Genomic DNA, 26,573 nt, shown 5'->3' on the forward strand with positions numbered 1-26,573 from the left:
TATACCATTTATAGATGTTCGGCGCATTCGCTCTAGGAGGTGGAATTCATGCAAACAACTTTGCAAATCTTGCTCACTATTTTTTCCGTTGGTCTGATTCTCGTTGTATTACTCCAAAAAGGTAAAAGTGCGGGCCTGTCCGGTGCCATCTCCGGCGGCGCCGAGCAACTTTTCGGCAAAACCAAAGCACGCGGAATGGAACTCGTACTGCAGCGCGTAACAATCGGGCTGGCAGCAGGTTTCTTCATTCTGGCGATTCTGGTCGCTGTATTTAGATAAATAGGCAGGTCACGAGTGACCAGCTCAGGCATTACCTCAATAACCCGTTATCGCGAGATTTTTTGCCGGTAACGGGTTATTTTTATGCTATCTGTTCATAAAGAGTTCATAGAGCGGGACTATACTTGGAATTGTTCCCGAGCTTGTCCATTATTCCCATGTAAGTTGAAGCAAGACCGAAGTCCATGATGTGCAAGACCCTTTACGGTCCATTCGTCACTCCTTACCAAGGAGAGAGTGACAGATGGATCGTCTTTTTTTATAAAGGACCTGTAAGGCCGATTTCATAACGTGGATAGTAATGCGCCAATAGAAATGTACTAACCGAGTATGCGCTAAGGGTGCTGTACTGATTGTACTCCGCTAATTTCAACTACTTTATCGATTAGGAAAATGATTTTAAAGAAAATTTCTTCAAAGAAAAATACCTGCCTGCTTCATAGTGAAATAATACGATAGGCTGTTTGTCTGAGTATGCAAAATAGCAGTCAATTCCTGAATATTTCTGGCGAAATAAGGGGATTCGATTAATTTAGTGTATACTAGGGTATGTGTATACTAAATGAGGCATGACGAGTCTGGCAGAAAAAGCCGCTGTCATGCGCACGGACTGCGGTTGACCTATTGATGACCGCCACAGATCCGCTTGTATCGCATCGCAAACCAGGATTACATACGAACCGAATGCACATAATCACTGCTGACGGTTGGCCGAGGTGAAACCAATGATTACAGAAGAACAACTATTAACATTCATGCGCACTGACGCATATAAACCAATGACGTACCAAGAGCTGGAAGAGCATTTTCAGATTGAAGATGCCTCGGATTTCAAAGAACTGGTCAAACTGCTCAATAAGCTGGAAGATGCCGGCGATATTGTTGTAAATAATGCCAATGCTTACGGTGTGCCGGAACGTATGGATCTGGTCCGTGGACGGATTCAGGCTCACGCCAAAGGATTTGCTTTCCTGATTCCGGAAGACCGGGAGCATGGCGATGTATATATCAACGCCAATGATCTGAATACCGCCATGAACGGCGATACCGTATTCGTGAAGGTGACTTCCCGCAACACATCCGGTGGACGGATGGAGGGTGTGGTCGTTCGTGTACTCGTCCGCAAAAATACCCGTATCGTCGGCGTATTCCAGGCGCTGGACACGTATGCTTTTGTACTGCCGGATGACAAGCGGATCAACCGCGATATCTTTATTCCCAAGGAGTCGTTTGGCGGAGCGGTAGACGGCGAGAAAGTCGTTGCCGAGATTATCAACTATCCGGAAGGCCGGGCTGCGGCAGAAGGTCGCGTTATCGAAGTACTCGGTCACAAGGATGATCCGGGTGTCGATATTATCTCGATTATCCGTAAGCACCAGCTGCCGGAAGCTTTCCCGGATGAAGTGATGGACGAGGCGCAGGCTGCCCCGGATGAAATTACCCAGGAAGAGATTATCCAGCAGGGACGCCGCGATCTGCGCGGCAAGAATATCGTTACGATCGATGGCGAGGATGCCAAGGATCTGGATGATGCGGTCAACGTGGAGCGTCTGGAGAACGGTAACTACCGTCTGGGCGTTCATATCGCCGATGTAGGCTATTATGTACGCGAAGGCTCGATGCTGGACAACGAAGCCTACAATCGCGGCTGCAGCGTGTATCTGGTCGATCGGGTTATTCCGATGCTGCCGCATCGCCTTTCCAACGGGATCTGTAGTCTGAATCCACAGGTGGATCGTCTGACTCTCTCCTGCGAGATGGAGTTCGACGAGAACATGAAGGTGGTCAATCATGATATCTTCACCAGCGTGATCAAGACCAAAGAACGGATGACATACAAAAACGTCCGCCGTATTCTGGAAGATGAAGATCCGGAACTGCTGGAACGCTATGCACCACTTATCGACGACTTCAAGCTGATGCGTGAGCTGGCGATGCAGCTGCGTGACAAACGGATTCGCCGCGGCGCGGTTGATTTTGACTTTGAAGAATCCAAGATCATTCTGGATGAAAGCGGCAAGCCGATCGATATCGTGAAGCGCGAGCGTTCGGTAGCCGAGCAGATTATTGAGGAATTCATGCTGGCAGCCAACGAGACGGTCGCCGAGCATTTCCACTGGCTCAAAGTGCCATTCCTGTACCGTATTCACGAGAACCCGGATCAGGAGAAGCTGCAGGGCTTCCTGGCCTTCGCTGCCAACTTTGGCCATGCGGTCAAAGGCACAGGCAATCTGATCCATCCGCGCGCACTTCAGCAGCTGCTGGAGCAGATCAAGGGCGAGAAGGAAGAGACCGTGATCAGCACAATGATGCTGCGGTCGATGAAGCAGGCGAAATATTCTGCAGAGAGCACAGGCCACTTTGGTCTGGCAGCAGAGTACTACAGTCACTTCACTTCCCCGATTCGTCGTTATCCCGATCTGGTCATCCACCGGGTGATCCGCGAAGTGATCGAGAACGGCGGCAGCGGCCTCACACCGGAGCGTCAAGCGTATCTGGAGAGCCGCATGGCGGATATTGCCCAGCAGTCTTCCGAGCGCGAGCGCGTCGCGGTAGATGCCGAGCGTGATACCGACCAGCTCAAGAAGGCCGAATATATGCTGGACAAAGTCGGTCAGGAATTCGAAGGGATTATCAGCAGCGTAACCGGCTTCGGTATGTTTATCGAGCTGGAGAATACGGTAGAGGGTCTGATCCGTCTCGGTATGCTGACAGATGACTATTACCATTTCGACGATCAGCATATGATTCTGCTGGGCGAGCGTACTTCCCGCATTTTCCGTATCGGGGACAATATCACGATCCGCGTGGCCAACGTTAATATGGACGATCATACGATCGACTTTGAACTGCCAGATATGCCGAAAAGCAACCGCCGTTCGGGTGGTGACCGTGGAGCACGAGGTGGTGGCGACCGCGGTGGACGCGGAGGCCAGGGTGGACAGAATGGCGAGAAACGTAGCGGTGGCAGAGGCAAGAACAAAAATGCCAAAAAAGCTGAGCGTTTCGGTAAAGCGGCCAAAGCCGCCAAGGGTGCCAAAACCGACAAGCCTGCCAAAGCAGCACCCGCTGCAGCTTCAACTCCGGCTACACCGGCAACAGGCGAAACAGCTGCAGCCGGCAAGCGTAAACGGAAAAAAGACAAAGGCATCGCCTTCTCATCATCGAACGCATCCAGTCCTCCAGCCCGCAGCTTTGGCTTTGGTTCCGGCAAGGGTGGATACGACAGTCCGGTCATTTCCAACAAAAAAGGTAGCGGACGCAAGAAAAAAGCGACCGATGCCGGTCCGGGTTCAGCTGTGAGTCCGGCAGCTCCCAAGGGAGAAGCAGGTTCAGGCGCAGGACGTCCGCGCCGCCGCAAGAAAAAGAACAAACCACAAAGTCCTGAATAAGCATCATTAGCTAAGAATGGTCGGGGATTAGTTCAGTTATACAGTGAATCGCTCTACACAAGCGAGAAAGGGTATAGCGTTCTATTCTCCAAGCAAGATACAGATAATGAATGCCTACAGGAGTCAAATAAAGACGGGAGATGCATGTTCGGCAAGTAACGTGCATCATGGAACAGATCGCAAGCAGACAGTGCCGGGACCCGTATCATCGGCCCCGGCTTTGTTGCTTTGTCCCGGATCCCTTGCTACAATAAATGACCATAAGATCCGGCAATGACCGGCAAATCTCTCGAAAGGAGGAATACAAGATGGCGACCAAAAAAGGCGAAAGCAAAGTGCTGGCCCAGAACAAAAAAGCATCCCACGATTACTTTATCGAGGATACGTACGAAGCCGGTATGGTGCTGACCGGAACCGAGATCAAATCGCTGCGCCGCGCACGCGCGAATATCAGCGATGCCTTCTCCACGATTCGTAATGGTGAAGTGTTCCTGCACAATATGCATATTAGCCCGTTCGAAGAGGGTAACCGGAGCAATCCGACCGACCCGACCCGTACGCGCAAGCTGCTGCTGCACAAAGAGCAGATCAGCAAGCTAATCGGTGCATCCAAACGGGATGGCTATACGCTGGTGCCGCTCAAGATCTATATCCGCAACGGCTATGCCAAGCTGCTGATCGGCCTCGGTAAAGGTAAGAAGCAGCATGACAAACGTGCTACAGCCGCCAAGCGGGATGCACAGCGTGATATCCAGCGTGCAATGCGTGACAATCAAAAAATCGGCCGCTAGGCTGCAGAGAAGAACAGGGTAGCTGGGGAAGTAGAGCGATTAGATTCCCGGTAATGAGGGTAATAGCCTGTATGGTAAATGGCTCTCTTGATAGGCGGTTCATAGGAGGCTGGACAATATACGGTAGGATCTCTGAACAGACAGCAAGTCGGTTGGATATCCCCCTGTGATCACCCTCGCATCAGACGGAGTCTGCCTGTACAGCTACCCATTTGCAGCCAAATGTGGTATAATCAGAGTCTATGGGAAATACAAAAGCATCTGGCCTCGTGCCGGATCGCCGCTGAATTTGCCCGGTGCAGTCCTTTCTATGGAGGGAAAGACTGCATGGATGATTGTTTTCGAATAACGAGACTCATGTTCTCGAATTCGTCTTAATCCAATCCCTTTTTATCAAGGGGGCGTTTTTTGGATTCGACGGGGGTAGGTCGGGCATGAGTAGCGGGTAGTGGGGACGCGTCCGCTTTATCAACGCTAAAGCCTATTAAACGGCAAACAACAAACTAACTACGCTTTCGCAGCCTAAGAAACTGTGAAACGTGCTCTCGCCTCGCATCGCCCATGTGCCAGGATGAGGGCCCAACTCTTAGTGGGCTACGCTGTCACATCTCCGCCTGGGGTGTGCTGAAGAAGATAATCAGGCTGACCCAACGTAGAGCCGGTTACAGGGCGCTACTCGGGTGACATTAAATCTGTGACTACACCCGTAGAAGCTTGTGTTGCGTTATCTTCGGACAGGGGTTCGACTCCCCTCGCCTCCATATTAAAAACCCGCTCACTGAGCGGGTTTTTGCTTTATAATTAATAAGCTATAGATAGACAGGAATTAATATACTATGAATACTTAACATTAAGTAGACGCAGATAGATAAAATATCAAATTGCTTCAAGAGTTGTAAGTACGAAAATATAAAATAATTATTAACTGATTACAAGAACAAAGGGACTTGGTGAACCAGAAGAATTCTCATATATTTTTAAAGTGTAACCTAGTAATTCTCGACTTTTAATATAAGGAGCAGCAGCTCCCCATCTCAAATGAGACATAGCATTATTTTGTAAATAAGAAGCAGTATTTTTTCGAGGATCATGTTTTATTTCTAAATGGAATATTCCGTGATTGGTTCCTAAAATAATTAATTCAAATGCAGCAGTTGCTACTTCTAAATGTGATGAACTAACTCTCGAACTGTGCGCCCAATGTAAGTCTGCAAATAAATCATTACGAAAATAAGATTGAAAGTTTGAAATTTTAGAAAGTCCACTTCTTAAAGTCATTGAACCCGTAATGTTTGTAGTACGCCCTTGAGGAATATTTAAATCTCTTTCTTTCAACGGAGTACTTTCCCATTTTAGTATGCATCCAGCAGGAATTATATCTTCATGATTGCTAATGCCTGTAAGTTCAAAGGAATTATTTAATTTAGATAAACGGGTTGCTATACTAGCTTCCTTGTTGTTTTGGTTACTTGTTATCTTAGGGAGTTTAAGCTTAATTTTTGGAATATATGATTGTATAGTTTCCCTAGAATTTTCTTCAGGTTCATTTTCTAAATCTTCTTGTTTAGAAATGTATGTTTTTAGATTTTCATCTGAGATTCTACCTTGAGATAATAAAACAGCTATTTCCTCTGAAGAATTTATTTGAACTACATTTTCTGGGAATTTCAACTTTAAATTTTCAAACGAATTATTAATATTACTCAATATATTGATATCCTCAAAATTATTATCTAAATTTAAATCTGCTACTATACTAGCTTCAATATTTCCAGTAATACCTCGTTTAGTTAAGTTGGCACTTCCAATTATAGTCCGGGCGTTTTTATTACAATTACTTATAGATAAATAAATTTTCGGATGGAAAATAATATCTGAGGAACCAGTATCAACAATAAAGGGATTTATTCCTAGATCGATCAATTCTTGTAGAGCTTGTGCAGATGTAATTTCATTTCTTATACCAACATAAAAGTCTATTTTATCAACGTGAGGAATAAGATGATTTTTAATAAGAAGTAGACCGCTTTTTCTTAAAAAAGCTGTACTTATTATTACTTTTGTAATTTCATTTAATTCGAGCAATCTTATAATACTGTCAAAGTGGTTATTCTCTTCCGATAACCCTTGCATAATAAAATTTAATTTAGCTATTTTAATCATTCCTTATTATTTTATTTTACTTATTTTAATTAAGAAATAAGCCATACAGCAAATAGATTTGATATACTAAAAAGAAGAATGTATGTTTGTATATATTTAAAGAGATTTGAAATAATTTATGATACAATATATAAAGGTGATAATAATGCTATTAAAAGAGAATGCTTCTATTGAAAAATTACGTGGGGGTTATTATACCCCTGCATTATTGGCAGATTTCATAGTTGAATGGGGATTTGTAAATAATCCTTTAACAGTACTAGAGCCTAGTTGTGGAGACGGAAATTTTATTGAGAGCTTATCTAAAATCGAAGCTGATTTTCATTGTACCGGTATTGAAATTAATGAGGATGAGCTAGAAAAAGCAAAAAAAAGACTATCAAACTCTGATAATTTCCAATTAATTAATGAAGATTTTTATAAGTTTTATGAAGATGAAGTAAATAATCAAAATTTTGACTTGATTGTAGGAAACCCTCCTTATATAAGATATCAGTATCTTACAGAAAAACAAAGAATAGAGCAATCACTGATTCTAACTTCAAGTGGTATGAAATCAAATAAGCTTATTAATGCTTGGGTGTCATTTGTAGTAGCTAGTACTCATCTAATGAGTGAAAATTCTAGAATCGGATTAGTCATTCCAGCAGAATTATTACAGGTAGCTTATTCTGAAGGATTAAGAACGTATTTAATGCAAAATTTGCAAAGAATAACCATTTTAACTTTTAAAGAACTTATTTTTCCTGATGTTGAGCAAGAAGTAGTAATTTTTTTAGGAGAGAAAATCTCTGACTATGAAGGTGAACATCAAATTAAACTTTTAGAGTACAATAATATAAATGAGTTGATTAATAACTTCGATAATGAAAATATTGCTTATATGAATGTTGAATATAATAATTCAAAATGGACAAGTTATTTTTTAAATGTAGAAGAAAACGCACTTATTCAACAAATTAAAAATGATACCAGATTTGTTCAGTTCAATAATGTAGCAGATGTAGATATTGGTATCACTACGGGTAACAATAATTTCTTTTGTGTAAATTTTCAAACTGTAGAAGAATATAATTTATTCGATATAACAAGACCATTGATTGCTAGAAGTGTTAGTATTCGTGGAACTTATTATGATGAAGCAGAATGGAATTATAATATTGATAGAGGTGCCAAAGCTTTTCTGCTAGACTTTCCTTTAAAAAATTTCGAAGATTATTTAGATGGTCATAAAAGGTATATACTAGAGGGAGAAGAACGAAAGGAACATGTCGGCTATAAATGTTCTATTCGTGAACGATGGTATAGAGTACCTTCTATATGGATACCGGATGCCTTTTTCTTAAGGAGAAACTACCTCTATCCTAAATTTGTTTTAAATGAAGTTAATGCCGTTAGTACTGATACTATGCATAGAATAAGATTTAAAGAAAATATTAATCCTAAACTAGCCGTTTTAGCTCATTACAATAGTATTTCTTTAGCTTTTACTGAAATAGAAGGAAGAAGCTACGGTGGAGGAGTATTAGAAATATTACCGGGAGAAGTAGAAAAGTTAACTCTTCCTAATCTATTTGCGCTTGAGATTGCTGATGCGCAAATTCAAGAAATAATTGATTCGTTAGAAACATTTGTTCGAGAAAATGATGATATTTCTGCTTTTCTTCCAGAATTAGATAAAAAGATACTAGTTGATTTATTAAATATCCCTGAGGAAATCATTATATCTTTCAGAAAAATTTGGATTAAATTAAGAGAAAGAAGATTAAATAGAGGAAGTAAAAAATAAAAATTTAATGTTTGTAAATAAAAGAAACATCCATTATCTTATTTAAGATCATGGATGTTTTTACTTCTATGGAATTATTAATCTAGCTACGATAGTGAGTTTCTAAACAATTCACATATATAGATTTCGAGTGCAAATATTTACTAGAGATTTAGTCGAGGCTTTCGTTTAAGCTCTTTACTGGCTGCTCTGGAAAATTCTTAAACTTTATGAGAAGTGCTTGAAGTAGAACTGTTCGCATTCTTGCTTGGAATTACACTGCTAAGACAAATACAGATAGGTTAAGAAAGATACTGACACTGCAAAGAAGTGTAACATGCAACATAATTTTTTTTGGTTTAATTTGATAGACGAGAAAAATTATATATTTTAATCGAAAAGTTTAATAAAATGTAATATGTTGTCACTATGATTTGAAATGAATATATTCAAACTTAAATAAATAAATTTTTATTTATTTAGTGTATCCTTTGGATACTCTAGTAAAATTTTTGAGTGTCAGCTTTTCTAATAGTTCTTCACGCTTTCGATGCTATGGCTTATACAACCGGTTTATAGTCAATTTTACAGTATTAATGAAAGCTAGTTAATGTAATTTTTGTAATTCGAAAAATGTATGGTCGAATACAAGGAACATAACTGATCCGCAGCAGTTACATGAGAATATATTTATAGTAAAGCCATAGAAAGTCATGAAATATCGATCTGAGTTTGCCATAGCCCCAATCTATAACCAGATATGCCTTTTAAGCTTACGTAAAAACCATCTCCCTCGTGCTACAATCAAGCTACTATAACCAAGCACAATCCACACCAAGGGGGACTTTCCAATGAGTGATAAATTTCAAATCGTAGGCAGTTTGCTACGTCCAGCGGAACTGCTAAAATATAAAACGCAAATCGAACACCGTGACGATATCCAGTACCCGTTCTACCAGGAATTCGATGGTTACCAAGAGTGCGAACACCGCGCGATCCAGTCCGTTGTCGAAAAAGAAATCCAGCATGATCTGTCGATCATCACCGACGGTGAGTATTCCAAGTCGATGTGGCATCTGGACTTTGTCTGGGGATTCCAAGGGATCGAGCGCTATATCGCAGATCACGGCTACTTCTTCCGCGATACAGACGGCAGTTCCAAATACGAGACACGCAAAGACATCGGTCTGCGTATCACAGGTGAACTGGGCGGCAAAAATCACCACTTTATCGAAGTATTCAAAAAGCTGAAAGACCAAGCAGGTGATCGGGAGACGAAGCTGTGTGTCCCTTCTCCATCTCACATTTTCGGAGAGCTGTCCTGGTCGGATAACATCGGTGGCACGGATGCAGTGTACCAGACGCAGCAAGAGCTGAAAGCAGGTCTGGTCAAAGCGTACAAAGAATTCGTCGAGGAGTTTGCTGCAGCAGGCGGTAAGATTCTGCAATTCGACGATTGTCTGTGGGAGCTATTTGCAGATGACAATCCGAACTCTCCATACACTGGCGAGAATATCGATCAGGAGCAGGTACAGACGCTGGCAGCGGAATTTATTGATATTAGCAATATCATTATCGATTACGGTCACAGCCTCGGTCTGAAAATGTGGACACACAACTGCCGTGGTAACTACGATTCTCGCAACATGGGCGGCGGCTCTTATGTGAAGATCGCCAACCTGTTCTTGAAGCAGCTGAAATACGACCGTTTCTTCCTGGAGTGGGATGACGATCGTGCAGGTTCGCTGGAAGCACTGGCTGTATTCAAAGACAAGCCGGAAACAGAAGTTGTACTGGGTCTGCTGTCTTCCAAGACCAGCACGCTGGATGATGAAGAGCGCGTACTGCGTCTGTTGGATGAAGCGTCTACTATTATCGACAAGGACCGTCTGTTGCTGTCTCACCAGTGCGGCTTTGCTTCCTGTGATGGGGGGAATGAGCTAACAGAAGACGAGCAGTGGGCGAAAATTGATCAAGGGCAGCGGATCGCCAAGCAGTATTGGGCGAAGTAATCTCCGTTTCTCTATAAGCCATAACAGAAGCAGACACCTCGAGGTGTCTGTTTTTTATTGTCATTCCGTTCTGCTGATAGTTGGTATAGTTACAGACTAATTTCTAGCGATATTACACACATATCTGAATCAACAGAAGTACCTTTGGTTGTTTGCTGCACAAGATTTTGTTATTTACTATCTATTGCTTAGAAATCGCTGCTTCATTAAAGGAAATATCGAGCAGCCTGTGGAATACCCCAGTATATGGAGGATGATTACATGAATGTAGAAAAATGGATCGTTGAAGCAGGTATTCAAACCTTACAGCAAGCCATGGAGTCAGGAGAAGCAAGTTCGGAAGAGATCGTTCAAGCGTACATACATAGAATTCATACTTTTGACGGTAAAATAAGATCTGTTCTAGAGATCAATCCAGAAGCAATAGAGATTGCCAGATCGCTGGATATAGAGAGAAAAGAAAAAGGCAGCAGAGGACCGCTGCATGGTATTCCTATCCTGCTCAAAGATAATATCGATACCGCTGATCAGATGCATACGAGTGCGGGATCAATAACGCTGGAGCATTCTTTGGCGCAGCAAGATGCTGTCGTTGCCGACAAGCTTCGGGCTGTTGGTGCGATTCTGCTGGGCAAGACGAATATGACGGAATGGGCTGGCTTTATGTCTGTCGATATCTGGGCGGGATACAGTTCACGCGGTGGACTGACACTGAATCCGTATGGACCGGGTGAGCTGTTCGTAGGTGGCTCCAGCTCTGGATCGGCAGTAGCTGTTGCCGCGAATTTTGGCGCAGCAGCGATTGGTACGGAGACAGCCGGGTCTATTATCGGTCCAGCCAGTCAGAATAATGTAGTTGGTATCAAGCCTACTGTCGGTCTGATTCGCCAGGATGGAATCATCCCTATCGCCTTCAGCCAGGATTCGGTAGGCCCGATAGCACGGACAGTCACGGATGCGGCAATTTTGCTGGAGGTGCTGGAGGAGAGAGGGGTACAGCAGTGGCACGGTACTCATGGTACCAAGGATATGGATGGGAGCTATATCTCGTCTCTGGATACAGCCTTTCTGAAGCAGGCTAGAATCGGTATCCCCCGGTATTATTATCAGCATCTCGATAAAGACAGATTGGAAGTCATCGAAGCAGCTATACACGTACTTCGCCAGCAAGGTGCGACGATTATCGATCCGGTACATCTTCCCTGTGAAGATGCCCACTGGGATGCGAACGTAATGCGTTATGAATTCAAGTATGCACTGAATAACTACTTAAGCCGGTTGGCTGAACATATTCCTGTTCACTCTTTGGCCGAAGTGATTGCTTTTAATGAACAACATGCAGAGAAGACATTGAAGTACGGTCAGGGGACATTGATGTGGGCGGAAGAAACCAGCGGTACCCTGACCGAACAGGAATATCTGGACAGTTTGAGTTATAACAGAGAAATGGCTGGAGAAAAAGGAATTGATTATGCGCTGAATCAGCATAAGCTGGATGCCCTTCTTTTTCTCGGCGGTGAGGGTGGATCTGATCTGGCTGCCCGAGCGGGATATCCGATTATTACAGTTCCGGGAGGATATGCGGAAGAAGGAGTAATTGCGCCCGGTGGTTATATTACGAAGGGACCGCAAGGGATATCTTTTGTGGGCACAGCATGGAGTGAGCCGGCTTTGATCAGAATTGCATTTGGGTTTGAGCAGGCTACGGAGCACCGGGTAGCACCAGAAATAATATTTAATAAATTTACTACAATGTGAAAAAAGTGAGTCTAAATCAAATAGTCCATTTGTATCATAAAATTTATTTATTTTCCTTTAATTGGATGTATAATCAATATGGTAATAATAGTTCCAAAGTCATTGAAAAGTATAAACAAGATACGAAGCTTAGTTTGGAAGGGGTAATTATTTTGGCAAGGAAAAGTAGTTTTATGGTTCAGATGGCAAGAGAAGCTGCAAGACAGGCTAGAATAAATGAAGCAGAGAGAAAGCGCCAGGAACGTGAGCGAATTAGATTATTAAAAGAGCAGCAAAGGCAGCAAATCCAATTTGAAAAAGAAGAAAAAATGTTGTATATCGAAAGTAGAATAAAAGAAACGGAAGATCTTAACTATGATCTGAAAGAACAAATACATCATTTAAACATAATCCTAGATCAAAGCTTGCAAGTAAACAATATTATTTCATTCGCATCTTTAAAGAGTAAAAAGAAATTCAAAAGCTTTAGTGTACCTAATGAAATAACTGTACCAACAATTGAACCGGCATTTGAAAGCTATAGCAGCCAAGTTAAATCGCGGAAATTTTTGCAAAAAATCATACCTATTTTGGAGAAAAGATACCAAAAGGCTATGTTAGAAGCTAAAGAGCAATTTGAGAATGACTTTGCAAGCTATGAAAAGTTAGAGCGAGAACGGATATCCAAACTAAATACGCTAAAAGCAAAATATGAAAAAGAAAAATCTGAATTTGAAATGGAGATAAAAAACAATAATCTTGAAATTGATGAGTTCGAAAGAAATTATCGTAATGGCGAGAGTGAGGCAGTAATTGCCTATAATAATATCGTATTGGAACGTTCTAAGTATCTTGCTGAATTTCCTCAACAATTTCGCTTAGCCTATCTTCCCAACTCAAAAGAGTTAGTCATTGATTATGAGATACCAAACAAGGATATAGTTCCGCCTGTAGCAGAATATAAGTATATAAAAACTAGAGACGAGATAAGTGAAAAACTTAGAAAGGATCAAGAGATTAAGAACATATACTCTGATGTTGTTGCAAGTATAGCGTTACGAACGCTTTACGAAATATTTGATGCAGATCAAGCAAACAATATTGATGTGATTGTATTTAGTGGATATGTGCATTCAATAGATCCTGCTACAGGAAAAGATATTGCACCATATCTTATTTCAACTCGAGTAGTAAAAGAAGTATTTAAAGAGCTTGATTTAAACAGAGTAGAAAAATCAGTATGTTTGCGAAATTTGGGAGCGCAGGTATCGCCACGACCTGCGGAGTTACAAGCTGTAAAACCGATTTTAGAGTTTAATATGGTTGATAAACGTTTTGTTGATCATGAGAGCATGCTAGACTCTTTGCAAAGTTTGCCTAATTTGATGGATTTAAACCCATACGAATTTGAAAAATTGGTTACAGACTTATTTGCAAGAATGGGCTTGGATGCAAAATTGACACGTTCATCGAAAGATGGTGGGGTTGATTGTGTTGCGTTTGATACTCGACCAATAGTGGGTGGTAAGGTGGTTATACAAGCTAAACGCTATAAAAATACTGTAGGTGTTTCGTCTGTAAGAGATTTATATGGAACTATGATGAATGAAGGTGCTAACAAAGGGATTTTGGTAACTACTAAAAGTTATGGGCCAGACGCATACGAGTTCGCCAAAGATAAACCGATTGAGTTAATTGATGGTGGAGGTTTACTTTATTTATTAGAACAAAATGGGATTAAAGCCCGAATTATTTTTGAACAGTGATTTAGTATAGGAAAGACATAAACCGCTTATGAGGCGGTTTTTCTTTTATTTATTCGCGTCATATATAACTTGTAACTGCTTGAAAGCTTTATTTCTTAAATCATAAGTATACATTGAAAGATAAGTAAGCCATATTCGCATTCAATACTACGGATAATAAGCTGATATTTTAGCTACCTAGTGTTCTAAGTTGATAAGCATGAGCGAGTAAATGATAGTCAGAAGTATTTGCATAGTTGTGATTGATAGTTCTTTCTAATAATTCGGGGTGAATAACGACTTTATCGGACTTGAGTGATACTGCTCCTAGCAAACTTTGTATCGTGTAGAGCAGTCATTTATAATAGTAAGCTATGATGTACTGCGACAGGAGGAAGCAATGGAATTTATCAAACAACAACTGGAAGGATTAGGGCTAAACGGTCTTACCAAAATCTATGCAGCGAATATTATTATGGTGCTGTTTATAGCCCTACTCTGCATCCTGGCTAATTTTATTACCAAAAAAATCGTACTGCGTACGATTATTCATATCGTCAACAACAACCGATACACCTGGGACAATATCATCGTCGAGAAAAGGGTATTCCACAATCTCTCCCATCTCGTGCCGGCCATCATCATCTATTTCTCTGCGCCGATTTTCCCGTTGTATCAGGTACTGATCGAGAAGGCTGCCATGACGTATATGATCATCATTATGATCACTGTTGTGAATGCGCTGCTGAATGCATTTGAGACGATTTATCGTTCTTTTGAAATCTCCAAGATTCGGCCGATCAAAGGGTATATTCAGGTCGTGAAGATCGTTATGTTCATTATTGGGGGTATTGTGGTAATCTCCAATCTGATCGGTCAGAATCCGCTCATTATTCTGAGTGGTCTGGGCGCGCTATCCGCCGTGCTTATGCTGATTTTTAAGGATTCTATCCTTGGGCTCGTAGCGGGGATTCAGTTATCTTCCAATGATATGGTACGTGTCGGTGACTGGATCGAGATGCCTAAATACGATGCAGATGGCGACGTTATCGATATTACACTGAACACGGTCAAAGTCATGAATTTTGACAAAACGATTACGATGATCCCAAGCTATGCTCTGATCTCGGATTCATTCAAAAACTGGCGAGGCATGCAGGTGTCAGGCGGACGCCGAATCAAGCGCAGCGTTCATATCGATACAAGCAGCATCCGCTTTTGCAGTGATGAGATGATCGCGGAATTCCGCAAGATTCATTATTTGGCGGATTATATTACGGTCCGCTTGGAAGAGATTAATGCCTACAACGCAGAGCACCAGATTAACAGGGACAGCAATGTCAATGGCAGACAGCTGACCAATATTGGCGTATTCCGTGAGTATATTCATCAGTACCTGAGGAATCATCCGCAGATTCATAAGGATATGACTCTGATTGTCCGGCAGCTGGCTCCAGGGGATAACGGCCTTCCGCTGGAGATCTATGCTTTTAGTAACGATACTACCTGGAGCATTTATGAAAAGCTGCAGGCAGATATTTTCGACCATATCTTTGCGGTAGCGCCGACTTTTGGACTGCGTCCTTTCCAGAATCCGACGGGGCATGATATTGTGCAATTGAAGGAAAACAAGCTGCTACCCTAAGGATGAACAGATACCATTTGAGTGACGGGTAATGATTATTTGCCTATGCGTCTCAATCGTATAGAATAATCCGCGCAATAGATCCAAATCAAAAGTGCAGCATGATAGATGCTGTGCTTTTTTTGTACGGAAATTTGTGGTCTGGAAATGTACTTATTTAAAAATGCACAGGTTTAAAAATATAGGGGTCTGAAAAAACAATGAGCCGGAGATCATGAACAGCGGTATACACAGAGGAAGCTCTACCATGATCTGAATCCGATCGGACCAGTGCTTTTTGGTCTAGATTATCATAGCGGGATGATGCTAAAACTGATATTTGGCTTTCTGTGATCAATGATATAGAGATAGTCACTGTAAATTTTAAATAATAAAATATACTGGAATGAATTCCATAAGAATCAACAAGGGGGAATAGAGGTATGTCGATCAGTCGCGGATACGTATCCCAGGATTATGTTATTCAGCAGGTTATAGCAAATTTTGCTTCTCGGGTATTATGGAGTGAAGGACGGCCATGTCTGGAATATGCCAGCTCGGAGCAGCTGGATGAGATTACGCATTATGTACGCAGTGAATTTGATTGGGAGCTGTATGATGTGTTTTTTACCGCACTGGAAGCTTTGCCGGAAGAGCATTGATTGATTATAATGGGCAATTAATTTTCCGGTAATCGGTACCCTATACAGGCTAACTATAGATTGGACAATGAAAGGAGGAAGACAGGATGTCGCTGAACAAAATAAATATAACTCTGGACAATAATCATATCGGGCAGCTGGGTGGGGGTGCCTGGCTGAATAGCATTGCAGCATGGCCAGTAGATGAGGAGACTGGAGAGCTGCTGCTACCGCTGGTGAGTTTTGAAGCAGCCTTTTTCCCTGTGCCCCAGATTCCCCCGAGCTCTATGATGACGGTATTCGTACCGGGGCAGCCGAACGGGCTGCTCACTGGAGAAAGAAAAGAGCGAATGAGTCACAACTCCAATACAGCTACCCTGAATCCGGCCCGGCTCTCTACCAGAATGATTCTTCACCACAAAGGAAGCGAGGAGCTGCATCCTCCTTCTGCCAAAATGCTGCCAAAAGGCTATCTGTCTCTGGAACCAATGAGCGATAAAGAGCTGGATCAGGAGAATAAGCATTCTTTTAACGGACTGCCTGTCTCCAAGCAAATGGGCAGAGCGTACTGGTTGCAGGAAATGATCCGGATCAGCCCACGCTATCATCTGCTATGTCAGCTGAGTGAGCAGGAGCTTGTTAACTTTGATCCTTCTTATCAGGGAATACTGCATCAGGGATTGGGTTATGTTTTTCTCGATTACCGAATCAAAACATTACAGGATGGAGATGCAGCAGGATTTTTCTTTATCCAGCATAGATAATTCGGGGATGGTGATTTTTCATTTCATTCGTGGATGATGTTCGCTGGGCTGGCTTAGTCCACATCAAATATCCTGCCATATTACAACTACTTCATGTAACTATGATTGTTACATCATAAACATGTGTTAAGTATTCCATTTAAATCACTTGGAAAGGAGATAATATCGTGCTTTTTATTATCAAAATTGTTCCTATCCAGCGGGATCGATTAAAGCAACTTATACCATAGCTGAAACCTGTACTCTGTAATTGGTGTAATATAGTGTAATTGACTATTTCCGCTGAGGGGTGAACAGGATGAGTGTATGGACACGATTCAGAGATGTGATGAAAGCCAATGTAAACAGCCTGCTGGAACGTTCGAACAATCCGGAAAAGGATGTACAGACTTATCTAAGCAGCATGAACAGTGATCTAGGCCAGCTCAAGGCAGAGACAGCGGCCGTTCTCGCCGAACAGAGCCGTACGCAGCGAGCGCTGAACGAAAGCAGTGCAGAGATCGCCAAGCTCCAGCGCTACGCTGAAAAATCGGTTCAGGCCGGCGAAGAGCAGAATGCACTGCAATTTCTGCAAAAGAAAGCCAGCCTCGCGGCAGCGCATGCTAATCTTCAGGCTGCCCATGAACGGGCTTCTGCCAAAGCCGATACGATGAAGCTGATGCAGGACAAACTCACACAAGACGTCGCCCAACTGGAAGCACGCTATACTGAGCTCAAGAGCAAGATGGCTCAGGCCAACGCCCAGCAGCAAGCGAATGCATATCAAAGCTCTGCCAACAGTACGGAGCAAGCCTTGCAGGCGATGGAGAACAAGGCGGCTATGGCACTGAACGAAGCAGAAGCACTCGTCGAACTCCGTGGCGGCTCCCAGGAAGAAGATTTGGACGTTCTTATCGCCCGCCTGGAAAAAGGGATGAACGCCCAGCCTGATCTGTCATCCAGTCAGGCGACACCGGAACAGGAACTATCTTTGCTAAAACAGCAAAACACCAGCAGCCAATAATCCAAAGGCTGCACAACGCATCCATCCTATTTTGAAAATATATGGATAGCAGCGTACAAACACGATTAAATCCAGTACAGAACACAAGAAAGTAAATAAGAGTCACGTAAGCGTTTGGCATTGGAAACGCGGGGTTCAATAAAAAGTGACTTTTGCACAGCAAACTATCCCACTACTTTCAGCCAGTAGATATTCACTCTTTCTCCCTATTCACAGATCTCCTGGCTTAACCGGAGGACGTGCTCTTATTCCTTTCTGCAGTGGATGAAGAACTATCATTACCTGTGGATTTATCCATCTTTACTATTTGTCCGATACAAATAAAGGCAGCTGCATTCCCCTCGTCATTCTCTGGAAGAGAACAGCAGCAGTGTGCCAATCAAAAGAAAATATGTTAGTGAGGTGAGCCTATGCCAGTAATAGACTACAAATGTCCCAACTGCGGTAGCAGCATGTTATTCGATAGTGCAACCGGAGCGCTGTCCTGTCCGAGCTGTGGTAGACAGGATAATATCGAACAGCTGCCTGACCCACTGAAAAAGCAGGTATTTACCGAAAATGAAGTCCAGCAGTACCACTGTCCGAGCTGCGGCGCAGACATCGTGACCGAGCCGGAGACGAGTGCGATGACGTGCAGCTTTTGCGGATCGGCAGTTGTACTGGGTGACCGACTAGTCGGCGATCTGGCGCCAGATCTGGTCATTCCTTTTGCGATCAGCAAGGCGCAGGCAGAGGAAGCTTTTCGCAAATGGTGTAGAAATGGCCTGCTGACACCAGCCGGATTTATGAGTGCCGACCGGATCAAGAGCATAACGGGGATCTATGTGCCTTTCTGGTTATATGAATTACATAATATGGTTGAAGTATACGCCAATGCGACCAGAGTGAGAAGTTACACACAGGGCGACTACCAATATACCGAGACCCGGCATTTTGATGTATACCGGAAGTTGCGCCTGGATTATGTGAATCTGCCGCTGGATGCTTCGGAGAAAATGAACGATGAACTGATGGACAAGCTGGAGCCTTTTCCGTATGAGCAGTTAAAAGAATTCAAAACCCCGTATCTGGCTGGTTATATCGCAGAGAAATACAGCTACGATGATGAACAGCTGGTGCCGCGTGCCAAAGACAAGACGCAGCCGTATATCGATTCGTCGGTCTCCCAGTCGTTATCGGGTTACAGCAGTGTGAGCTACAGGGACAAGCAGGTGAATACGACCGTGAGTCGTACCGATTATGCGCTGCTGCCTGTCTGGATAGTGAATTATGATTTTGGCCAAAAAAATTACATGTTCGCGATGAACGGTCAGACCGGCAAAGTCGTCGGCAAGCCCCCGCTCAGCAAGGGTAAAATCACGGCATGGTTTGCCGGGATTACAGCTGTATCGCTGATTGGTGTAAAAGTTATTTCATGGGCGCTGGGAGGAGGATTTTTATGAGAAATACTCGTCTTCCTCTTTTCATTATAGCTCTTGTGATGCTGCTTGGGCTGATGCTGCCAGTCGATCTACATGCAGCGAATACAACACCGGCACCCACCGGTTCCAAGAAACTGATCTATGATCAGGCGGATCTGCTCACTCCGCAGGAAGAGCAGTCGCTGACACAGCTGGCCAGACAGTATGCACCGGAGCACCAGACAGACTTTATTATCTATACCAGCAACAATCCGGAAGGCCGGGATGTTCAGCTAATGACAGAAGATCTCTACGATCGCAAAGCCTTTGGCTATAACCAGCCTTTTAGTAATGCGGTAATTCTTACAATGGATATGTATAACCGGGAAGTATATCTTGCTGGCTTCGGCACAGCGGAGCACACGCTGAATAACAGCAGACTGGACAAAATCCGCAGCAAAATTACACCGGATCTGGCAGCAGGCAATTACGAGGCAGCCTTTGCAAAGTATATCCAGCTCTCCAACGAATACATGGACTATAAGCTTGGTACCACGCCGGACAATCTATTGTTCAAGCTGTGGTTCCAGCTATTGATTGCAGCGGCTATCGGCGGAATTATTGTCTGGATCATGGCCGCCCGTTCTGGCGGAGTCGTTACGGTTGACCGGTCTACCTACGAAGATTCCAGCGTCTCCGGTGTACTGGACAGCTATGATAACTACACGCATACGACAGTCACCAAGCACAAAATCGAGAAAAGCAGCAGTAGTGGCGGAGGCGGCGGTACGAGCAGCGGCGGTCATTCGCACAGTGGCAGCAGGGGTTCCTTTTAACGGTTATGTATCTTGTGTATAGTGAATGCTAATGCTGTAAGCAGATGTGCGTTTTAGTTTGCATGTAAAGTGTGCAGGGCTGTGAGTCTTGTGAGAAATCGGTTATGTGACAGCATATTTATAAATAAGGATAAACCAGATTTAAGGATCTAATAGATAGCAATAGACCAACAAACGATGCTGACAGGTATACTTAGGAATATCCAAATAGAAGGGATGCGGAAATATGGGATTTTTCAGAAACCAGTTTGCCAATGTAGTGGAATGGGAAGAATTCAGAGATGATATGATCTTCTGGAAATGGAACAATCGGGAGATCAAAAAAGGCAGCAAGCTGATTATCCGCTCCGGTCAGGATGCTATTTTCCTGAATAACGGAAAAGTCGAAGGTATTTTCCAGGATGAAGGTTCGTTTGATGTGGATTCGGATATTATTCCGTTCCTGTCGACACTCAAAGGGTTCAAATTCGGATTCAACAGCGGCATGCGGGTAGAAGTGCTCTTCGTCAATACCAAGGAATTTACGGTGAGATGGGGTACGCAGAGTCCGGTCTTGATTCCAGCTCCGCAGCTGCCAGGCGGAATGCCGATTCGTGCGAACGGTACGTTTACTTTCAAAGTCAGTGATTATGTGGCTCTGATCGACAAGGTTGCCGGGATCAAGCAAAGCTATGTCGTCGAGGATGTGAAAATCCGCATCACCGCTGTGCTGGATCAGCTGCTCATGAAGTGGATCAGCCGCGAAGGCAAGGATATGTTCAACCTGCAGGCCAATGCATCGGATATTGCGAATGGTATCCGTGAAGATCTCGATATGCAGATGATGAGTATCGGAATCGGCATTACCGGCTTCCAGGTGATGAGCTTCAATTATCCGCAAGAAATTCAGGATATGATCACCAAGACCGCTTCCCACGAGATGATTGGGAATATGCAAAAGTACCAGCAGGTCAGCATGACCGACGGCATTGCTTCCGGCAAAGTACAAAGCGGCGGTACAGCAGCCGACATGGCAGGTATGATGATGGGTATGAATATGGCGAACGAGATGATGAAAAATATGAATACAAATAACCCAAATGCCAACAATGCCGGCCAAGGAGCGAATCCAGCTGCCGGTCAGCAGGCGAATAACGGGCAAAATGGTACATCGGCGCCAGCATCCGGCGAGAGTGGAATCACGCCCAAATTCTGTCCGAACTGCGGTACCAAGAACGAAGGCTCCAAGTTCTGTCCGAATTGCGGATACAAGCTCGCCTAAATAGACGAAGTGCCTACTGCTGGTAATTAGCTGATTGCGGTGAGCATAGCCATATCGCTGCCGCAGTCAGAACCGATTTTTGCATTTTGTATAGATAATATCGCCGATACACAAAAGGCACCCTTATACATGAACATTGGTGAACCTCCAGGGTTAATCAATGTTCATGCGAGGGGTGCCTTTTGTATAATTATCGAATCTATAGCATCCGTATATCTATAGTGTGCAGATTAGTGTACTGATCCAGTCGGATTATCTTGTTCAGTCCTGTTCAAAATAATGCCCCTGCTTCAAATCCGCGATCAACCCGTGATGTACCGGTGTCCAATCCATCTGTTCGCGGGTGAGCTTGCTGGATACGGGTGCATCCGCAGCAACGGCAAAATAAATCCAGCCAAAATGTTCTGGTGCTTCATCCGCGCTGATGCTGACTACAGGCAATCCCAGCTCCTGACCGACCACTTCGGCAATCTCGCGGAAGGGAATAGCCTCTTCATCGACACCATGCAGCATCGTGCCTGCTGCTGCATGCTCCAGAGCTTTGCGGAATAATACTGCAGCATCCAGACGATGAACCGCACACCAGCGGTTGGTACCATCACCGATATAAGCAGATATGCCTTTGCTGCGAGCAATCGTAATCAGCGTATGCACAAATCCGTGATCGCCTACATCATGCACGGAAGGCGCCAGGCGTATAACAGAGGCGTTCACCCCACGCTGCACCAGTGCTTGTGCAGCAGTTTCCGAATGCCGCGTGGCATGCGCGGATGCTTGATCTTCTTCGGTAGCGACACGTCCCGATGCGACCATCAAGGCGCCGGAAGTCAGCACAATCGGCTTATCCGTGCCTTCCAGCTCGCTGCCCATTGCTTCGATCGCGAGTCGGTCAATCTCGGCAGCTGCTTCATAATTGGAAAAGTCATGAATAAAGCCAAGATGAATAATACCGTCCGCTTCCCGCGCCGCTTGACGCAGACTATCGGTATCTTCCAGCGATCCCCGGTGCACGGCTGCTCCTGCTTCGGTCAGCAACTCGGCAGCTCTGTCCGAACGCGCGAGACCGGTAACTTCATGGCCTGCCTTGAACAATTCCTGCAGTACGGCCGATCCTACAAATCCTGTTGCTCCTGTAACAAATACTTTCATCGGTAAATCCTCCTCGTCGGGTTGATATCTACTTACCGGTTCAGCATAAAGTATAGAGTTCACTCTATAGCAATACCCCAAATGCGGGAGTATACTAAAAAAATGGAGACTACCTTTTCAAGTAAACAAGTTGCCGAGCAGACAGGACTAAGTGTGCATACTCTGCGCTATTATGAGCAGATGGGATTGGTGTATGGAATACAGCGCGATGCTAACGGCTACCGGCAGTATTCGGAATCCGATATCAAATGGTTTCAGGTGATCAAGCATTTTCGAGATATGGGCCTGCCTATTCGTGAGATGCAGCAGTTCAGCGCCATGAATAACAGCGCAGCCGACTCGGCCCGGGTACGTCGCGAATTTATGGAAACCTACCGCGCCAAGATTGTAGAGCAGCAAAAGGAGCTAGAGCGTTCCTTGCAAAAAGTGGATGGTAAAATCGAATTTTTCAGAAACCGGGAAAGGATCGAGAACGAGAAGTGGCAGCAAAGTCAGGAGCAGTTGTAGCATTAAGCACAGAGCGCAGAAAAGAGAATTCTACCAACGACCGACATTTAAGAATGAAGATCTACTGCTGCAGGCAATTCTTCAGGATCTCTATTCTTAACCGGAGGAAGTGGTAGAATCTCTTTTCGGAGCGGTGTTACTCCACTCCCCCATCGGCCTTTCAACACTTAATCTCCCAAATAAGCTGCAAAAAAATCCGAATCCAGCAGATTTGGAAGAAAAACACAACATAAATGTGATATACTGGAATGATTCGGTCAGGAAACGATTTTGGCTGCGAATAGGAAGGGTCGCCCATCTATGCAGGTATTTAAGGACTGGAATCTGAAAGTGAAAGAAACCTTTAACGCAACCAGTAATGAAGTGGTATTAACCGTCTCGGAAGCGGGGGCGCTGCTAGGCATGTCCAAGGATCAAATGAAGGTCTACGTCGATAAAAACAAGCTGACCAAGGTGCCGATCATGCGCAGTGTGCATCGTTACCTTTTACTCAAAAGTGAATTAGATAAGATTATAAAGCAAGCTTAACCGATATCGGTATCCTATACCAACAGCAGACCATCAGCCGCCAGCCGGTTGGTGGTTTTGTTGATTTTGTCTCTTATTCCCGTACCGGATTCTGACGATAGGGATAGAAAGGGAGCATTTCGTAACCCGGCTCCTGTTTTGCCGTATTACTCTGTACATATGAACAGCCAGACTCCAATACATGGGGTAAACCAGCACGATACATTTGGTCTGGAGCAGGTATGAGTATCGCCGTTTGTCTTAGTACTAACTACAGCTAATAAAGCTTATTTTGATATGTTATTTTGGATGCGTACCGGATGAATACTAAATTGAATTTGAGGGATTTCTGATGAATGAGAAATTTATAAATAATGCGGATACCGGCTATCAGCTGGCCGAGCAGAAAGCGGCTGATTATTTTGCGGAATTGTATGCACAGGTGCGTACACAATCGTATATTCCAGCGTTAACAGGCGATTTTCGTCTCTGGCAAAAAAATCATATCGCGCTCAACTCTTGGTTGTCCCGTTTTTCCCGCAAAAAGGCGCCGGATACCCGAGATTATCATCGTTATATCCAGTGGCTCAATCTGACCGGCAAACTGGATGATTATCTGAACCGCAGCGTCTCGTACATTTATATGCGTGATCTGGGCCGGGCACTGGATGCGCCCGAGACCGAAGCGCGGATTCAGGAAGTGATCGCCAGTCTGCGCAAGCGTCTCGTAAATCCAGAGACAGGTCCGCAAGGCGATATCATGATGTTTATGAGCATGGATGGTGTCTACCGCTGGGCGCAAAAGGAAGGCATTGAACCAGCGATCATCTGGGTCATGGACAAGCTGCAGCGCGTAACGACCCATATTCCGGAAGAGCTCAGCGCCGAGCAGGCACAGCGCAAGCTGATCAAGATTATTGTCGGCGTCGTGCTGCATGCTATCGAGGAAATGGACGATACGGTGTCACAGACAGAGCGCAGCCGCCGTCTGGATGAAGCGGTGCATCTCGGTTATTCTTATGGACTGACCTATCCATTTGTCGATGATATTCTCGATTCGACACTGCTCAATGCGCAGGAGAAAGAGCAGTATTCCCGCCTGATCCGCACGGCCTTGTTGACCGGTACCGTGCCCAAGCTGGGTGACTGGTCAGGCAATCATATGGAGCTGATTCGGTATATTCATGCCGAGCTGCGTGAAGCGTTTGAATATATCCAAAGCCGTCAGCAGCCGGGAACCCAGCAGGTGTTTTTTGAGCAGTCGTATGTATTTTTTCAGTCCCAGGATATCGACCGGACCCGGGATCTGAACCATGCTCACTATACCAATGAAGAATTGTATATTCCGGTCATTCTCAAATCCTCCTGTTCCCGGCTGGTCGCCCGTTCGATCATCGGCGCGCCAGAGGACGAGGGATTCGACCACCGCACATTCTGCTATGGCATTTATAACCAGCTGGCGGATGACTTTGCCGATATGTTCGATGATCTGCAGGTCGGTTCGGTCACACCGTACACGTATTATCTCAAATACCACAACCAGCGCACCGATCTGGTTAATCCATTTGAACTGTATTGGGCGGTAATCGCTCATTTGATTCACAATGTATACGGCAGCGATTACCGGACGCGTGAAGTTATTCTGGACCGGGCGATCAACGGACTAAAGCGTGCCCGTATTCGTCTGGGCAGCGCCAAATATGATGAGATCATGAGCATTTTCACTACCGGTATGCCCCGATTTAACGAATTGATTCAGCAGATGATACGCAAAGCGGAAGACGTGGATTTTCTGGACAAGCTACTACGTGACCAGATGCTGAACAGCCTGAAGCAGGATCGTGAACAGCAGGAACATTTCCAGCAGACCCTGCGTCAGGTAAGACAGCAGATTAACGAGACGCTACTGTTGGACAAAAAGGGCGATCTGCTACCGATGAACAAGCGGCTGATCGATGCAGCCAATTACAGCCTCGAAGGCTCCGGCAAAAGGCTGCGTCCGATTCTCGCCTGGGTGATGGGTGTACATCATTACGGGCTGGATGCACAGGTGCTGATGCCTCTGCTGCGGTCACTCGAATATATGCATACCGCTTCGCTGATCTTCGACGATCTGCCTTCCCAGGATAATGCGCCGACCCGCCGTGGACGGGCAACCCTGCATGAAGTGCATAATAGTGCGACTGCCGAACTCAGCGGATTGTTCCTGATCCAGAAAAGTATCCGCGAGCAGTCTTCGATGGAAGGATTCGACGCCAGAGCTGTCCTGAAGCTGATGCAATATTCCGCCGAAAAGGCCGAAGAGCTGTGCACCGGCCAAGCGATGGATCTGGATGCCCGTGGTCAGACGCTGACGCTGGAGCAGCTGAACACGATCTGCTTTTACAAAACCGGTGTCGCATTTGAAGCGTCACTCGTCATGCCCGCGCTGCTCGCACAGGCGGCAGACAAGGAAATTCAGGTGCTTCGCACCTTCGCCTACCACGCCGGCATTGCTTTTCAAATCAAGGACGATCTGCTCGATCTCGGCGGCGATGTGCTGGTGATCGGCAAGCCTATAGGTCAGGATGCGCAGAACAATAACTCTACCTTCGTCTCTATCCTCGGAGAAGGAGGTGCCCGCAAAGAAATGTGGAACCATTACTGCTGTGCCGTCGAAGCGCTGCGTACGCTGCCGAAGGATGTTCCTTTTCTAAAACATCTGCTCGATTATATCGTGCACCGTGATCGGTAAGCATCACATTTACTGAAGTGTGCTGCTGAGCAGGAGACCGTCTGTATACTGTGAACCGTATGGTTATGGAAGTTGCATCGTTGTCCAATGCAAGGCACCGTTATTGCTACGGTGCCTTTTTGTTTGAAGTCTAAAATGATACAAGATATGGATGTGTATGTAATGTGTGTATGGCGTGGGGATGCTTCATCCACTCCAGAAAGGAATAAGGGAATGTCCTCCGGTTAAGCCTGGAGATCTTTTATAAGTAGGCGAAAAGG

General features: G+C 44.6%; 19 protein-coding genes and 1 other RNA gene. 18 read left to right on the forward strand and 2 right to left on the reverse strand.

Annotated features, from left to right (window positions below; all coding sequences use genetic code 11):
- Window positions 1-48: 48 nt before the first annotated feature.
- The 4 genes from secG to ssrA all read left to right on the forward strand — a co-directional run bounded on the left by secG (window position 49) and on the right by ssrA (window position 5,226).
- Window positions 49-279, forward strand: a complete 231-nt coding sequence (gene secG / locus AR543_RS03695) for a preprotein translocase subunit SecG (protein WP_060531924.1) — start codon at window positions 49-51, stop codon at window positions 277-279.
- Between the two features lie 725 nt (window positions 280-1,004).
- On the forward strand, window positions 1,005-3,671 hold the full coding sequence (rnr, locus tag AR543_RS03700) for a ribonuclease R (RefSeq protein WP_060531926.1): 2,667 nt from the start codon (window positions 1,005-1,007) through the stop codon (window positions 3,669-3,671).
- A gap of 308 nt (window positions 3,672-3,979) precedes the next feature.
- A complete protein-coding gene (gene smpB, locus AR543_RS03705; protein WP_060531928.1) occupies window positions 3,980-4,462 on the forward strand; it encodes an SsrA-binding protein SmpB in 483 nt (160 codons plus the stop codon).
- 397 nt (window positions 4,463-4,859) lie between these two features.
- Window positions 4,860-5,226, forward strand: a transfer-messenger RNA (tmRNA) gene (gene ssrA, locus AR543_RS03710).
- A gap of 157 nt (window positions 5,227-5,383) precedes the next feature.
- Here ssrA and AR543_RS03715 read toward each other — a convergent pair.
- Window positions 5,384-6,625, reverse strand: coding sequence for a phospholipase D family protein (locus AR543_RS03715; RefSeq protein ID WP_145953886.1), 1,242 nt, complete (start codon window positions 6,623-6,625; stop codon window positions 5,384-5,386).
- Between the two features lie 145 nt (window positions 6,626-6,770).
- Between AR543_RS03715 and AR543_RS03720 the strand changes: the two genes are divergently transcribed.
- From AR543_RS03720 to AR543_RS03770, 11 genes are all read left to right on the forward strand, one after another.
- The gene (locus tag AR543_RS03720; RefSeq protein ID WP_060536620.1) at window positions 6,771-8,414 is read left to right on the forward strand and encodes an Eco57I restriction-modification methylase domain-containing protein; all 1,644 of its coding nucleotides are present in this window, start codon (window positions 6,771-6,773) and stop codon (window positions 8,412-8,414) included.
- Between the two features lie 830 nt (window positions 8,415-9,244).
- Window positions 9,245-10,405, forward strand: a complete 1,161-nt coding sequence (locus AR543_RS03725; RefSeq protein ID WP_060531932.1) for a cobalamin-independent methionine synthase II family protein — start codon at window positions 9,245-9,247, stop codon at window positions 10,403-10,405.
- Between the two features lie 261 nt (window positions 10,406-10,666).
- The gene (locus AR543_RS03730; RefSeq protein WP_060531934.1) at window positions 10,667-12,163 is read left to right on the forward strand and encodes an amidase family protein; all 1,497 of its coding nucleotides are present in this window, start codon (window positions 10,667-10,669) and stop codon (window positions 12,161-12,163) included.
- Window positions 12,164-12,228: 65 nt separating this feature from the next.
- A complete protein-coding gene (locus AR543_RS03735; protein WP_227871828.1) occupies window positions 12,229-13,908 on the forward strand; it encodes a restriction endonuclease in 1,680 nt (559 codons plus the stop codon).
- Window positions 13,909-14,287: 379 nt separating this feature from the next.
- Window positions 14,288-15,532 carry a mechanosensitive ion channel family protein gene (locus AR543_RS03740; RefSeq protein ID WP_060531938.1) on the forward strand — a complete coding sequence of 415 codons (1,245 nt, stop codon included), beginning with the start codon at window positions 14,288-14,290 and terminating at the stop codon, window positions 15,530-15,532.
- Window positions 15,533-15,954: 422 nt separating this feature from the next.
- Window positions 15,955-16,173: a hypothetical protein gene (locus AR543_RS03745; protein WP_060531940.1), complete on the forward strand. Its 219-nt coding sequence runs from the start codon at window positions 15,955-15,957 to the stop codon at window positions 16,171-16,173.
- A gap of 86 nt (window positions 16,174-16,259) precedes the next feature.
- Window positions 16,260-16,916: a hypothetical protein gene (locus tag AR543_RS03750; protein WP_060531948.1), complete on the forward strand. Its 657-nt coding sequence runs from the start codon at window positions 16,260-16,262 to the stop codon at window positions 16,914-16,916.
- Between the two features lie 298 nt (window positions 16,917-17,214).
- Window positions 17,215-17,919, forward strand: coding sequence for a PspA/IM30 family protein (locus tag AR543_RS03755; protein WP_060531949.1), 705 nt, complete (start codon window positions 17,215-17,217; stop codon window positions 17,917-17,919).
- A gap of 410 nt (window positions 17,920-18,329) precedes the next feature.
- Entirely contained in the window at window positions 18,330-19,361 is a 1,032-nt protein-coding gene (locus AR543_RS03760; RefSeq protein WP_060531951.1) for a TFIIB-type zinc ribbon-containing protein, read from the forward strand.
- Window positions 19,358-20,155 carry a TPM domain-containing protein gene (locus tag AR543_RS03765; RefSeq protein ID WP_060531953.1) on the forward strand — a complete coding sequence of 266 codons (798 nt, stop codon included), beginning with the start codon at window positions 19,358-19,360 and terminating at the stop codon, window positions 20,153-20,155. Before AR543_RS03760 ends, AR543_RS03765 begins: the two co-directional genes overlap by 4 nt.
- Before the next feature lie 226 nt (window positions 20,156-20,381).
- A complete protein-coding gene (locus AR543_RS03770; protein WP_060531955.1) occupies window positions 20,382-21,416 on the forward strand; it encodes an SPFH domain-containing protein in 1,035 nt (344 codons plus the stop codon).
- A gap of 261 nt (window positions 21,417-21,677) precedes the next feature.
- On the opposite strand, the gene AR543_RS03775 is transcribed toward AR543_RS03770, so the two are convergent.
- Window positions 21,678-22,565 carry an SDR family oxidoreductase gene (locus AR543_RS03775; RefSeq protein WP_060531957.1) on the reverse strand — a complete coding sequence of 296 codons (888 nt, stop codon included), beginning with the start codon at window positions 22,563-22,565 and terminating at the stop codon, window positions 21,678-21,680.
- 102 nt (window positions 22,566-22,667) lie between these two features.
- On the opposite strand from AR543_RS03775, the gene AR543_RS03780 reads away from it, so the two are divergent.
- From AR543_RS03780 to AR543_RS03790, 3 genes are all read left to right on the forward strand, one after another.
- Window positions 22,668-23,072 carry a MerR family transcriptional regulator gene (locus AR543_RS03780; RefSeq protein WP_060531959.1) on the forward strand — a complete coding sequence of 135 codons (405 nt, stop codon included), beginning with the start codon at window positions 22,668-22,670 and terminating at the stop codon, window positions 23,070-23,072.
- A 300-nt stretch (window positions 23,073-23,372) separates the two neighbouring features.
- Entirely contained in the window at window positions 23,373-23,600 is a 228-nt protein-coding gene (locus AR543_RS03785) for a MerR family transcriptional regulator (protein WP_060531961.1), read from the forward strand.
- A 331-nt stretch (window positions 23,601-23,931) separates the two neighbouring features.
- The gene (locus AR543_RS03790) at window positions 23,932-26,313 is read left to right on the forward strand and encodes a polyprenyl synthetase family protein (RefSeq protein WP_060531963.1); all 2,382 of its coding nucleotides are present in this window, start codon (window positions 23,932-23,934) and stop codon (window positions 26,311-26,313) included.
- The last annotated feature ends 260 nt before the right edge of the window (window positions 26,314-26,573 follow it).

Source organism: Paenibacillus bovis (genome assembly GCF_001421015.2).
Taxonomy (GTDB): domain Bacteria; phylum Bacillota; class Bacilli; order Paenibacillales; family Paenibacillaceae; genus Saccharibacillus; species Saccharibacillus bovis.